The organism is Micromonospora sp. NBC_01655, from assembly GCF_026339755.1.
Classification (GTDB): Bacteria; Actinomycetota; Actinomycetes; order Mycobacteriales; family Micromonosporaceae; genus Micromonospora.
On record NZ_JAPEQF010000001.1, the window covers coordinates 138,854 to 151,828 of the forward strand.

A 12,975-nucleotide genomic window follows, 5' to 3' on the forward strand; every position below is an offset into this window, starting at 1 on the left:
GCCCCCGCGTCCGCCCCGGGAGGGGGCCGGACGCCACGGGTGGGGCATCACAGTTGCGGGACAGCACCGGGTTCGCACCGGCTTCGCTGCGGAATGGTCGGTGCCACGGTAGCGCACCCCCCACGCGCACCTGGCTGATCTAGGAGCTATCTCTCTCCGCGCACATGCCGTCACGGGGCGGGGCCCGGCACGGGCCCCACCCCGCAGGACGGTCAGGCGCAGTACTGCGCCTGCTTGTTGATCACCCGGTACGGGCAGTCGGCGTACTCGGAGAGCAGCAGGACCGCCTCCTTGTTCCGCGAGGTCTGCGCGGGGATGACCTCGTCGGGCGGGTAGAACCCGCCGCCGGCGCCGGACGAGCCGGGGTACATCTCGAAGGTGTACGCCCAGATGCCGTGCGCCGCCCACATCCAGTCGAGGCTGTCGCCGTCGGTGATGTAGAGGTCGCTCGACTGCTCGGGGGTGTACCCGTTGGTGGCCGCCATCCGCTGGCCGAGGGTGGCGAAGGTGTTGTACTGGTCGGCGGTCATCCCGGTGGTGGTGTTCGCCGTGGTGTAGCCGAACGGCCAGAGCACGAGCTGCGAGTACGTGTGCCAGTCGATGTTGGCCTTGATCTGTTGCACCCCGCCGACGACCCGGCTGTTGACGAAGTCGCGCATCGCCCGGGTCTCGGGGGCGGAGAAGGCGGACGGGCCGCGGTAGGTCGACGACGACGGGAGGCCGGACGAGCCGCCGCAGCAGCCCCAGTTGTAGCCCCAGTTCCGGTTGAGGTCGGTGCCGACCGCCGAGGCGCCACTGTTGGGCTGCCGGTTCTTGCGCCACGAGCGGTACGAGCCGGTGGCGATGTCGTACTCGCTGCCGTCGGGGTTGACCGTGGGGACGATCCAGATCTCCCGGGAGTTGACGATGTTGGTGATCCGGGAGTCGCTGCCGTAGCTGTCGGTGAACAGGTTGAGCAGGTAGATCGCCATCTCGACGGTCAGGTGCTCGCGGGCGTGCTGCTGGGAGTTGAACAGGATCTCCGGCTCGGCCTCGTCGGTGGCGACGTTGTCGGAGATCTTCACCGCCATCAGGTCGCGGCCCTCGTACGACCGGCCGATGCTGATCTTGCGGGCGATGGTCGGGTGGTCGGCGACCACCTGGTTGACCACGGCGGTCAGCTCGGCGTAGTCGTGGTAGTTCGAGTCGGCGGACGGGAAGCCCAGGGTGCCGATCTCTCCGGCGGGCGCGGCCGGGACCACCTCCTTCTCCAGCCGGAAGCCGAGCCGTCGGATCGCCGCCGCCTCGTCCGTGGTGGCCGAGACGTGCAGGATGCCGTGCTCGCTGGAGTCGATGGCGGCGCCGGTGCGGGCTACCGCGTTGCGGTCGGCCAGGGTGCGCGGGCCGAGCACCCGGTACTCGGCGGCGGCCGGCTCGGCGGTGCTCTCCGGGGCCGGTCGCGCGGAGACCGGTCCGGTGGCGACGGTGAGGCCCAGGCCGGCGGCGGTGGCGAGCACCAACGCGCGACGCAGGCGGGCGGGAGTACGGAAGGCCATGGACAACCTCCTCGGGGTACGGGGAGATCCCGTTCTGTGTCGAATACTTCACCACCCGTCACATGGTCATATCAATATGCTTCACTGTTTTCGACATCCCGGCCTGATCCTCATATCGGCAACGATTTTCCATCCTTCAACATCTGGCGAAACTTCCCTCCAAGCGGGATAGTGACCGGCAAGCACGCCCCAGACCCGCCTCACCTAGCGGAGATCCCATGGTCAGCAGAGCCCTGCGCGCGGTCGCCTTCGTCGGCGTCGCCGCGCTCGCCCTCGGCGGCACGGCCGTCCCCGCCTCCGCCGGCGCCCGGCCCCCCGCCGTCACGCACGACGAGGAGATCACCTTCCACGAGTGGTCCCGCCACCCCGACTGGCGCTCCGGCGACCACCGGGGCACCCGGGCCGTCCCCGGACACCGCACCGGGATCACCATCGACCGGCCCGCCGGCACCACCGAGTTCACCGATGAGCACAGCGGCGCCACCACCACCTGGGAGTACGCCACCTGGACCTCGCCGACCACCAGGGTCGGCTTCGACGCCACCGAACTGGTCGCCTCGTGGAACGCCGAGACCCCGGCGGGCACCTGGATCCAGGTCGAGCTCCAGGGCACGTACAACACCGGTGACCAGACCCCGTGGTACGTCATGGGCCGCTGGGCCTCCGGCGACCAGGACGTCAAGCGGGCCACCCTGGACGGTCAGGGCGACCCGTGGTCGAGCGTGTGGACCGACACGTTCGCCATCGACGACGCCGACGCCGGGGTGCTGCTGCGGTCGTACCAGCTCCGGCTGAGCCTCTACCGCAAGCCCGGCCAGGCGGCGTCGCCCCGGGTCCGGATGCTCGGCGCGATGAGCTCCAACGTCCCGGACCGGTTCACCGTCACCCCGAGCCGGGGCGGGATCGCCTGGGGCACCGAGCTGGCCGTCCCGGCCCGCTCGCAGATGATCCACCGGGGCAACTACCCCGAGTGGGGCGGCGGCGGCCAGGTCTGGTGCAGCCCGACGTCCACCACGATGGTGCTGGAGTACTACGGCAAGCTGCCGTCGGCGCAGGACCTGGCCTGGGTCACCCCCGGCTACACCGACCCGCAGGTGGCCCACGCCGCCCGGATGACCTGGGACTACGAGTACGAGGGTTCGGGCAACTGGCCGTTCAACACCGCGTACGCGGCCAGCTTCCCCGGCATCGACGCCCGGGTGACCCGGCTGCACTCCCTCGACGAGGTGGAGCGGTTCATCAAGGCCGGCATCCCGGTGATCACCTCGCAGTCCTTCCTCGACACCGAGCTGGACGGGTCGAACTACGGCACCGCCGGCCACCTCTTCGTGGTCGTCGGCTTCACCGCCGAGGGTGACGTGATCGTCAACGACCCGGCGTCCTCGTCGAACGCCGAGGTGCGCAACGTCTACAAGCGGGAACAGTTCGAGCAGATCTGGCTGCGCACCAAGCGCTACCGGGCCAACGGCACGGTGGCCGGCGGGTCCGGCGGCATCGCGTACCTGGTCAAGCCGGCGAACCGGCCCTGGCCGGTGGTCCCGGGCTCGACCAACTGGTAGGAGCACAGCCGGGCCCGGCCCGTCCCCTGGGACGGGCCGGGCCGGGCGCCGCTCAGGGGCGCTTGTCGTCGGTGTCGCCCCCGGCGGGCTGGTCGTCGCCGGCCAGCGCGGAGCGCAGCCGCTCCCTCTCGGCCCGGCGCCGCTCGGCGGCCTCCCCCATCTCCCCGGCCATCTCGTCCCGCCAGCCCCTGAGCAGGAAGAACGAGAGCGCGGCGGAGAACACCAGCGCCAGCATCAGCTTCAGGAAGATGTTCATACCGACCGGCCAGAGCGCCGCGAAGACCACCACGAACAGCCCGATCCGGCCCAGCGTGTACTTGACCGCCGCGCTCACGTTCGCACTCCGTTCTCCGCCGGCTCGCCGGACGGGAGGTTGGTTCAGCCCGTCCGCCGGGCCAGCCAGTGGACGCCAGGAAACCACACCACCGCGTACACCACGGTGAACGCCGCAGCCGCGAGCCCGCCGGAGACCAGCGACGGCAGCCCGTCGGCCAAACCGGCCACCAGCAGGCCGCCGACCACGGCCAGCGCGGTCGCCGCCAGCGCGGCCACCACCCGGGCCGCACCGAACTCCCAGGCCCGGAAGTCCTCCCAGTACAGCCAGGCGGGCAGGATGATCGCCAGCCAGCCGTTGGCCCGGCCGAAGTCGCCCGCGCCGACCGTGGCGAAGCCCCAGTCGAACAGCAGCAGGGCGAGCAGGCCGATCACCAGACCGGCGAGGCTCACCCCGAGCAGGTCGCCGAGCGCGACGACCCGCCCCTGGGCATCGCGCCGGGGAAACCCACCCTGGTCCGGCTCACTCGACTCGCTCATGACCTACGAGGGTACGGGCTGGTCAGGCCCAGACCTGCTGCGGCTCGGACCGGCGCTCGGCCAGCGACGGGGCGGCGTCGTACTCGCGGACGACCTCGTAGCGGGTGTTGCGCTCGACCGGACGGAAGCCGGCGTCCCAGATCAGGTGCAGCAGGTCGTCCCGGTGCATCGTGTTCGGGGTGCCGTACGAGTCGGCGTCATGGGTGATCTTGTATTCCACGACCGAGCCGTCCAGGTCGTCCACGCCGAAGTTCAGCGAGAGCTGGGCGACCGAGAGGCCGTGCATCACCCAGAAGTTCTTCACGTGCGGGACGTTGTCGAACAGCAGCCGGGAGACCGCGAAGGTCTTCAGCGACTCGGCCGGGGAGGCCATCGTGGTGCGGGCCTGGATCCGGTTGCGGACCTTGCCGTCCGCCGAGTCGACGAAGTCGTGCTGGTAGCGCAGCGGGATGAAGACCGCGAAGCCGCCGGTGGAGTCCTGAAGCTCGCGCAGCCGCAGCACGTGGTCGACCCGGTGCCGGGGCTCCTCGATGTGGCCGTACAGCATCGTCGCCGGGGTCTTCATGCCCTTCGAATGGGCCAGCGCGTGGATCCGCGACCAGTCCTCCCAGTGGCAGGCGTGGTCGACGATGTGCTGCCGGACCTCCCAGTCGAAGATCTCCGCGCCACCGCCGGTCAGCGACTCCAGGCCGGCGTCCATCAGCTCGTCGAGGATCTCGTCGGCGCTCAGGCCGCTGATCTTCTCGAACCACTGCACCTCGGTCGCGGTGAAGCACTTGAGCTTGACGTCCGGCAGCGCCGCCTTCAGCTCGCGCAGCACCTTCGGGTAGTAGCGCCAGGGCAGCGTCGGGTGCAGGCCGTTGACGATGTGCAGCTCGGTGAGCTGCTCGTCCTCCATCTCCTTGGCCTTGCGGACCGCCTCGTCGATGCGCATCGTGTACGCGTCCTTCTCGCCGGGCTTGCGCTGGAAGGAGCAGTACGCGCACGACGCCGAGCAGACGTTGGTGAGGTTGAGGTGCCGGTTGACGTTGAACATCACCCGGTCGCCGTTCAGCTCGGTGCGTCGGTGGTGGGCCAACCGGCCCAGCCAGGTCAGGTCGTCGCTGTCGTAGAGGGCGATCCCGTCCTCGCGGGTCAGCCGCTCCCCCGCGTACACCTTCGCTTCGAGCTCACGCTTGAGTCCGGCGTCCATCGAAAGCCACGTCCCTTCCACCTGCGGTCCCGTCGAGCCTACGTCGGGTCGCCGACCCGATGTCTGCCCGGTCGGGCACAGCGACGTACTTCACCGAACTCTCAGCCGGTCGTTACCCGCTACCGCATCGACATCGTTGCTCCGGTGCGGTAAGACAGGGTGGGGCGCGTTACACCGGGGGGCGCCGCCGCCGCCGCGCCGACCGAGCGCGGTCCAGTCACGCCGGACGGGGAGCGGAATGGTGCAGAGCCAGCAGAGCCGACGACGGCAACGACGGAGGCCCCCGCTGTTCTCTCCGGTGCTTCGGCCGATGCTCTGGTCCGCCCTGCTCAGCGCGGTCGCCACGGCCGCGCTCGTCACCCCCGCGTACGCCGAACCGCTGCCCAACGCCATCCCCGACACCGGGTCCCGCCCGGTCGCCGCCGGCGGAGTCCAGCTGCCCGGCCTGAACGGCCCCGGCGGGCTTCCCGGCAGCGGCATCCCCGGCACGCCGGTGACGCCGCTCGGCAACGGTCCGCTCGCCGCCGCGATCGGCGCCGCCGAGGCCCAGGTGGGGCTCCTCGGCGACCAACTACTCGGGTTGCGCCAGACCCGCACTGAGGCGGAGACCCAGCTCGCCACCGCCGACCGGGACCTCAAGGCCGCCCGGGACAGCCTGGCCAAGGCCCAGGAGGGCGCCGACACCGCCGCCGCCGGCGCGTTCAAGGCCGCCGCCGCGCTGCCGCCCGGCGAGTTCGCCCGGGACCTGCACGGCCTCAACATGCTCACGCAGATCACCCGGGGCGAGCAGGCCGACGGCGCCACCACCGCCGCCGCCGGCGAGCTGGCCCGGGCCCGCGTCGCCGAACAGGTCGCCTACCAGGCGTGGGTGGCCGCCGACACCCGGGTACGCGCCGTCCGGGAGCAGTTCGCCGCCGTGGAGAAGTCGCTCCGCGAGCAGGAGGCGAAGCTGCTCAAGCTGCGCAAGGACAACGCCGCGCAGCTCATCGAGCTGGAGCGCCAGCAGGAGGCGATCGAGCAGCAGCTCGGCGCGTCGTACGTCCAGGGGCAGAGCGCCAACGGCCTCACCGCCAGCCCGGTCGCGCTGGCCGCGGTGCGCTACGCCCTGGCCCAGCTCGGCGACCCGTACGTCTGGTCCGAGGAGGGCCCGGACGCCTTCGACTGCTCCGGCTTGATGTGGGCCGCCTACCGGTCGGCGGGCTACTACCAGCTCCCCCGGGTCTCCCGCGACCAGTACTACGCGACCCGGGGTCGGGCGGTGAGCCAGGGCGCCCTGCTCCCCGGCGACCTGCTCTTCTTCGCCTCCGGCAGTAGCTGGACGACGATCCACCACGTCGGGATGTACATCGGCGGAGGCAAGATGGTCCAGGCCCCGACCACCGGCCAGACGGTGAAGATCTCCACGGTCGGCTGGTCCCGGCTCTACGCCGCGACCCGGGTCGTCGGCGCGGTGCCGGCCACGACCACGCCGCCCACGCCGAAGCCGACGCCCACACCGAAGCCGACGAAGACGCCGAAGCCCACGCTCAGCCCCAAGCCGACGACGCCCCCGACGCCCAAGCCGACGACGCCGAAGCCGACGACCCCGTCCGCGACGCCGTCCAGCTCGTCGCCGAGCCCGTCCCACTCGCCGTCGCCGAGCCCGGCGGACACCCCGTCCCCGTCTCCGGTGCCGACCACCCAGTCCAGCAGCCTTGCGCCGAGCGACAGCGCCTCGCCGAAGGCGTCGACGACCGAGGCTGGCTGAGGCCAACCGTCCACTCCGGCTGTGCGGCCGGGCGGGAATGTGGCACCGTGACACCCAGACACTCCCGGCCCGGTGCCACGGGTACGGGTACGGGGGCGAGCGCGGGCACGGAGGACGACCATGGGCGAGCAAGAGGTTCCGGCGGAGACGGTCGGCCCCGGATCCGCGCCCGGCCCCGCCGACCGCGCGGCCGGCTCGCAGGACGCCAGGGCCGGTGCAGCCACAGGTGACGACCCGGCGGTGACACCCGGCCCCACCGGCGACCCGTCCGGGCCGACCGGCCGAGCGACCGTGCCGGCCGTGGCCGCGCGGGCCCGGGTGAGCGTCGCCACCGCCGCCGCCCCGCCGCATGGGGTGACGCTGCCGGCCGCCGCCGCGGGCGGCGGGACCACCTACCGCGCGGGTGCGCCCTCGGCCGGCGCCGTCCCCGTGCCGGCGCAGGGCCAGCCCCCGGCGCCGCCCCTGGACCAGCACCGCCCCGCCGCGCCGGCCGCTTCGTCGTCCTGGTCGGGTACCGCCACGGCCGAACGCCGCACCACCGCGCCCGCGACGGGTGACGGAGGTCCGGTCCCGACGCCCCCCGACGGGGGACCGGCAGCCCCCGCCGGCAACCCCGCCATGGGTGGCGATGATCTCTCCGGCGCCGCCCCGGCCGCCCGGCCGGCGTCTGCCGTACCGGCCCAGCGCAGCGGCGACGCCCCGCCCGCCTCCGCCCGGGCCAGCGCCTCGGTGCCCGGCCTGAACCGGATCTCCGCGCGCGAGATGGCCGCCGGGGCGCCCGGGGCGGCGGGGAACGCCGGTTCCCCGAGTTCCGGCGGGACGGTGCACGGCAGCGCCAAGGTGTACCGGTCGGCCCCGGTGAGCCCCGAGCCGCCCGAGCCGGCGCGGCCCCCGGAGCCGGCCGAGCCGCCGACGCCGCCCGTCCCGGCACCGGAGCCCGCCCCGGTGCCCGTGCCACCCGGGCCCGAGCCGACCCCGCCGTCGCCGGTCCCCGGCCCCACCCCGCCGTCGCCGAACCCCCCGGTTCCCGAGCCGACGCCGCCGGGCCCGGGACCGATCCCGCCAGGTCCGGGACCGATCCCGCCGCCCGGTCCGGGACCGATCCCGCCGCCCGGTCCGGGACCGGTACCGCCCGTGCCCGGGCCGCCACCACCGCCGCCACCGCCCCCCGGTCCGATGCCCGCGCCGCCGTTCCCGCCGCCGCCGCTGACCGCGTCCGCGACGGCAGCGTCGGTGCAGTTCCTCCCGGGCCGGCCGGCCTCCGCCCCGCCGGCTCCGAACGCCGGCTCGGGGTGGCCGGCGCCCACGCTGGGTACCCCGGGCCCCACCGCAGGCGGGCCACCGCCCGCAAGCCGGCCGTCGTCCGCCCCGCCGGCCTCCGCGCCGCCCGCGAGCCGGTCGGTGTCCGCCCCGCCGGCCTCCGCGCCGCCGGTGTCCGGCGCGCCGTCGGGCCGGGCGGCGGGCCGCGCCGTGCCGGCGTTCCCGACCGAGCCCTCGTCGCCGCCGGCCGCCACGCCACCGCTGGTGGTCCCGGCTCCCGCGCTGCCGGCCTGGCCACCGCCCGAGCCGAGTTCCCACCGCGACGGCCCCACCGGCCACCCGACCCCGTCGGCTCCGGCGGCACCGGGCCGGCCGGTCGCCGGCGTACCCGCTCCGGCCGCCGACCGACCGGCCCCCGGCCTGTACGGCGCCGCCCCGACCACCGCCTGGGCGGCGACGCCGTCGAGCGGGGTGCCGGGCGGCAGGGTCCCGGCCGGGACTTTCGGCCGGCCTGATCCGGCGACCACCGACCTGGCCGGCACCGCGTACGGCACCGACGGGCCGGGGTTCGCCACGGTCGCGCTGCCGACGGGGGGCACGCTGGACAACTCGGGCTCCCTGACCGGGCACATCCTCGCCCAGGGCTGGGCCGACGCCCCGACGCCCAAGTCGAGCACCGCCAAGGTCGTGGTCGTCCTGGCGGTGTCGCTCGGCCTGCTCGTCGCGATCGGCGTCCTGCTCGTCCTGGTCGCCGGCGACGCGATGGACGGGTTGGTGGGGGGTCTGCTCGACAAGTGACGCCACGGGCAATGGTGAGCCCGCCCACTACCGCCTCGCGGCGGTGGCGGGTTTGCCGGGCCGCCGTACACTTGTCGTGATCACTGACCTGGCGCGCACGAGGCGCGCCCATGGGCGATCTTGCGGGCGATTCGGCGGCGTTCAGCTGCGGCAGGCCATCGCGAAGATGCGCCCCGCTCGAAAGGCATTTCTTGACCACCTTTGCTGACCCCAGCACGTTCCCGTCCGCCTTCGACGCCCCGGCGGGACAGACCCCTCCGGCCGGCACCGGTGACGCCGCCGTCGCCACCGCCCCCGGCGAGCCCGCCCCGGCCGCCGACCTCGACGCCGGCGCGGCCGTGGCCGCCGAGGTCGACGCCACGCCGCAGCCCGAGGTCGACTTCGCCGCCCTCGGGCTGCCCCAGGCGCTCGTCCGGGCGCTCGACCGGCAGGGCATCACCACGCCGTTCCCGATCCAGCGGGCCACCGTCCCCGACGCCCTCGCCGGCCGGGACGTCCTCGGCCGGGGCCAGACCGGCTCCGGCAAGACCCTCGCCTTCGGCCTGCCGCTGATCGCCCGGCTCGCCGAGCGCAACCGGGCCCGTCCGCTGCACCCGCGAGCCCTGGTGCTGGTCCCCACCCGGGAGCTGGCCATGCAGGTGAACGACGCGCTCGTGCCGCTCGGCAAGGCGGTCGGGATCTTCCTCAAGACCGCCGTCGGCGGCGTGCCGTACGACCGGCAGATCGACGCGCTCCGCCGCGGGGTGGAGATCGTGGTGGCCACCCCCGGACGGCTGGGCGACCTGATCAACCGGGGCGTCTGCGTCCTGGACGACGTCGAGGTGACCGTGCTCGACGAGGCCGACCAGATGGCCGACATGGGCTTCCTGCCCGAGGTCACCGAGCTGCTGGCGAAGACTCCTGCGGGCGCCCAGCGGCTGCTCTTCTCGGCCACCCTGGACGGTGACGTCGACTCCCTGGTCAAGCGGTTCATGACCGACCCGGTCACCCACTCGACCGCCCCGGCCACCGCCGCGGTGTCCACCATGGACCACCACCTGCTGCTGATCCCGCCGCACGAGAAGTTCGCCGTGGCGGCCTCGATCGCGGCCCGGTCCGGCCGGACCATGCTCTTCGCCCGGACCCAGCTCGGCGTGGACCGGCTGGTCGAGCAGCTCGCCGCCGTCGGCGTACGGGCCGGCGGGCTGCACGGTGGGAAGACCCAGAGCATGCGGACCCGTACCCTCGCCGAGTTCCGCGAGGGCCGGATGGACGTGCTGGTCGCCACCGACGTGGCGGCCCGGGGCATCCACGTCGACGGGGTGTCCCTGGTGCTGCACGTGGACCCGCCGAAGGACCCGAAGGACTACCTGCACCGCGCGGGGCGTACCGCCCGGGCCGGCGAGTCCGGCGCGGTGGCCACCCTGGTGCTGCCGAAGCAGCGCCGGACCACCCTGGCGATGCTGGACAAGGCCGGGGTCGAGCCGACGGAGACCCGGGTCCGGGCCGGCGACCCGGCCCTGGTTGAGTTGATCGGTGCCCGTGAGCCCAGCGGCGTACCGGTCCGCGACGAGCCGGCGGCGACCCGGCGGCACGGGGACCGCCCGTCCGGACCGCGCCGGTTCGAGGACCGGGGCGGCCGGGGCGACCGCCGCTACGGGGACCGCCCCACCGGGGAGCGGCGCTTCGCCGACCGGCCCGCCGGCGAACGGCGCTTCGCCGACCGGCCCACGGGGGAGCGCCGGTTCGACGACCGGGGGGAGCGGCGGTTCACCGACCGCCCGACCGGTGAGCGGACCGGCGGCGAGCGGCGCTTCGGCGACCGCCCCGGCACCGAGCGCTCCGGCGACCGGACCGGCGGGGAACGGCGCTTCGGCGACCGGCCCACCGGCGACCGGCGGTTCGGCGACCGGGACGCGCGGCCCGAGCGACGGCTCGACGACCGGGCGGCCGGCGACCGGCGCTTCGACGACCGGGGCGAGCGGCGGTTCGGGGACCGGCCGCACGGCGAACGCCGCTTCCCGGAGCGGAGCGAGCGCGGCGGGGACCCGCGCACCGGCGACCGGCGGGGCGGCTTCCGGCCCGAGGGACGCGGACGGGACGACCGGCCGCGCGACGACCGGCGCGGGTTCGGCGGACGGCCGCCGGCGCGTACCCACTGATCTGACGACGACCGGAACGCCGTCGCGGAGCCCACGCTCCGCGGCGGCGTTTCCGCATGCGCTGCCGGCGCCTGCGCGGTGGCGTAACGTCCGGTTCATGCCGACCATGCCGAAGTCGCTGTTCTGGGCCCGGACGGACACCGCCGGTGCCGAGCACGCCGTGCTGGACGACCGGGACGGGCTGACCGCGCGCGGCGTCGCGGTGGCCGTCGACCCGATCGCCTGCACCTGCCGGTACCAGTTGACCACCGGTCCGGACTGGACGGTCCGCCGGCTGGCGGTCGAGGCGGAGGGAGCGGGCTGGCAGCGGAGCGTACGGCTGGAGCCGGCCGGTGACCGGTGGCGGGTGACCACCTCCGAGCAGGGCGACCTGGACGCCGCGCTGCGGGCCGCCGGGCGTCCCCCGGCCGGGCTGCCGGGCACCGACGACCCGGACCGGCTGGCCCACGCGGTCGACGTCGACCTCGGCGGGTCGCCGCTGTTCAACACCCTCCCGGTACGCCGGCTGCGGCTGGCCTCCGCGGCGCCGGACACCGCGCACCGGATCACCGTGGCGTGGGTGCTGGTGCCCAGCCTGACGGTGGTCCCCGCCGAGCAGGTCTACACGGCGCTCGGCGCGGGCCGGGTCCGGTTCACCAGCGGCACCTTCACCGCCGATCTGGACGTCGACCCGGACGGCTGGGTGCTGCGCTATCCGGGCCTCGCGGAACGCGTCCCTGAGCGCTGACGCGCGCGTCGGAGTCTCCCGTCCCCGACCCGGCGGCCGATCGCCCGCGTGCGGAGGGTCACCCCGCCGCTGCGGGCGTCGACGGGCGTTCCGTCACCCGGGCCAGGCGCCGGTGGTGAGGAAGCGTTCGAGGGTGGCCAGGTGCGGGGCGAGGTCGAGGCCCTGCCCGGCCACCCAGTCGTCGGCGTAGTACGTGTCGGCGTACCGGTCTCCGGGGTCGCAGATCAGGGTGACCACCGATCCGGTGCGTCCCTCGGCGAGCATGCCGGCGATCAGGCCGAACGCGCCCCAGAGGTTGGTGCCGGTGGAGCCACCCACCCGCCGGCCGAGCAGGGCCGAGCCGGCCCGCATGGCGGCCAGGGAGGCGGCGTCGGGCACCTGGACCATCCGGTCCACCACGGCGGGCAGGAACGACGCCTCGACGCTGGGCCGGCCGATGCCCTCGATCCGGGAGCCCCGGCCGGTACGCACCGACCAGTCGGCCGCCTGCCAGGCCGGGTAGAACGCCGAGTTCTCCGGGTCGACCACGCACAGCTTGGTGGGCAGCCGACGGTACCGGGTGTAGCGGCCGATGGTGGCGCTGGTGCCGCCGGTCCCGGCCCCGACCACGATCCAGGCCGGCACGGGGTGCCGCTCCAGCGCGAGCTGCGCGTAGATCGACTCGGCGATGTTGTTGTTGCCCCGCCAGTCGGTGGCCCGCTCGGCGTAGGTGAACTGGTCCATGAAGTGGCCGCCGGAGTCCTCGGCCAGCCAGCGCGCCTCGACCACCACCTTGGCCGGGTCGTCGACCAGGTGGCAGCGCCCGCCCTGGAACTCGATCTGAAAGATCTTCTCGTGCGAGGTGGACGCCGGCATCACGGCGATGAACGGCAGCCCCAGCATCCGGGCGAAGTACGCCTCGGAGACCGCGGTCGAGCCGGAGGACGCCTCGACGACGGTCGTCCCCGGGCCGATCCAGCCGTTGCACAGCCCGTACAGGAAGAGCGAGCGGGCCAGCCGGTGCTTGAGCGAGCCGGTCGGGTGCACCGACTCGTCCTTGAGGTAGAGGTCGAGGCCCCACTCGCGGGGCAGCGGGAACGGCAGCAGGTGGGTGTCGGCGGACCGGTTGGCGTCGGCCTCGACCGTGGCGATCGCCTCGGTCACCCACGTCCGGCTGGCCTCGTCGCACCGGTCGAGATGAGTCATGTTCGAAAACGTAGCAAG

At 74.2% G+C, this 12,975-nt stretch carries 9 protein-coding genes and 1 pseudogene; 5 read left to right on the plus strand and 5 right to left on the minus strand.

Annotation, left to right across the window (positions count from 1 at the left end):
• Positions 1-218: 218 nt before the first annotated feature.
• Positions 219-1,535 (minus strand): annotated as a pseudogene (locus OOK41_RS00705) (M14 family metallopeptidase); the annotation flags it as partial.
• A gap of 218 nt (positions 1,536-1,753) precedes the next feature.
• On the opposite strand from OOK41_RS00705, the gene OOK41_RS00710 reads away from it, so the two are divergent.
• Positions 1,754-3,094, plus strand: coding sequence for a C39 family peptidase (locus tag OOK41_RS00710; RefSeq protein ID WP_266262429.1), 1,341 nt, complete (start codon positions 1,754-1,756; stop codon positions 3,092-3,094).
• Positions 3,095-3,146: 52 nt separating this feature from the next.
• Here the strand turns inward: OOK41_RS00710 and OOK41_RS00715 are convergent, their stop codons facing one another.
• The 3 genes from OOK41_RS00715 to mqnE are packed head-to-tail and all read right to left on the minus strand — an operon-like array spanning position 3,147 to position 5,099.
• On the minus strand, positions 3,147-3,428 hold the full coding sequence (locus tag OOK41_RS00715; protein WP_117668392.1) for a DUF4229 domain-containing protein: 282 nt from the start codon (positions 3,426-3,428) through the stop codon (positions 3,147-3,149).
• A 44-nt stretch (positions 3,429-3,472) separates the two neighbouring features.
• Positions 3,473-3,907 (minus strand): hypothetical protein, encoded by a 435-nt coding sequence (locus OOK41_RS00720; RefSeq protein ID WP_117668391.1) that lies wholly within the window; start codon positions 3,905-3,907, stop codon positions 3,473-3,475.
• A gap of 22 nt (positions 3,908-3,929) precedes the next feature.
• Complete coding sequence (gene mqnE, locus OOK41_RS00725) at positions 3,930-5,099, minus strand: aminofutalosine synthase MqnE (RefSeq protein WP_117668390.1); 1,170 nt, start codon at positions 5,097-5,099, stop codon at positions 3,930-3,932.
• Between the two features lie 238 nt (positions 5,100-5,337).
• Between mqnE and OOK41_RS00730 the strand changes: the two genes are divergently transcribed.
• The 4 genes from OOK41_RS00730 (at position 5,338) to OOK41_RS00745 (ending at position 11,772) form a co-directional block, all read left to right on the plus strand.
• Positions 5,338-6,846, plus strand: coding sequence for a C40 family peptidase (locus OOK41_RS00730; RefSeq protein ID WP_266262430.1), 1,509 nt, complete (start codon positions 5,338-5,340; stop codon positions 6,844-6,846).
• 1,401 nt (positions 6,847-8,247) lie between these two features.
• Positions 8,248-8,904 (plus strand): hypothetical protein, encoded by a 657-nt coding sequence (locus tag OOK41_RS00735; RefSeq protein ID WP_266262431.1) that lies wholly within the window; start codon positions 8,248-8,250, stop codon positions 8,902-8,904.
• 191 nt (positions 8,905-9,095) lie between these two features.
• The gene (locus OOK41_RS00740; RefSeq protein ID WP_266262432.1) at positions 9,096-11,045 is read left to right on the plus strand and encodes a DEAD/DEAH box helicase; all 1,950 of its coding nucleotides are present in this window, start codon (positions 9,096-9,098) and stop codon (positions 11,043-11,045) included.
• Positions 11,046-11,142: 97 nt separating this feature from the next.
• Positions 11,143-11,772 carry a putative glycolipid-binding domain-containing protein gene (locus tag OOK41_RS00745; RefSeq protein WP_266262433.1) on the plus strand — a complete coding sequence of 210 codons (630 nt, stop codon included), beginning with the start codon at positions 11,143-11,145 and terminating at the stop codon, positions 11,770-11,772.
• A 93-nt stretch (positions 11,773-11,865) separates the two neighbouring features.
• Here the strand turns inward: OOK41_RS00745 and OOK41_RS00750 are convergent, their stop codons facing one another.
• A complete protein-coding gene (locus OOK41_RS00750; protein WP_266262434.1) occupies positions 11,866-12,957 on the minus strand; it encodes a PLP-dependent cysteine synthase family protein in 1,092 nt (363 codons plus the stop codon).
• Positions 12,958-12,975 lie beyond the last annotated feature (18 nt).

Coding starts and splice junctions, on each gene's coding strand:
- mqnE (WP_117668390.1), bottom strand. CDS start 5,099: ATGGACGCCGGACTCAAGCGTGAGCTCGAAGCGAAGGTGTACGCGGGG.
- OOK41_RS00745 (WP_266262433.1), top strand. CDS start 11,143: ATGCCGACCATGCCGAAGTCGCTGTTCTGGGCCCGGACGGACACCGCC.
- OOK41_RS00710 (WP_266262429.1), top strand. CDS start 1,754: ATGGTCAGCAGAGCCCTGCGCGCGGTCGCCTTCGTCGGCGTCGCCGCG.
- OOK41_RS00720 (WP_117668391.1), bottom strand. CDS start 3,907: ATGAGCGAGTCGAGTGAGCCGGACCAGGGTGGGTTTCCCCGGCGCGAT.
- OOK41_RS00750 (WP_266262434.1), bottom strand. CDS start 12,957: ATGACTCATCTCGACCGGTGCGACGAGGCCAGCCGGACGTGGGTGACC.
- OOK41_RS00730 (WP_266262430.1), top strand. CDS start 5,338: ATGGTGCAGAGCCAGCAGAGCCGACGACGGCAACGACGGAGGCCCCCG.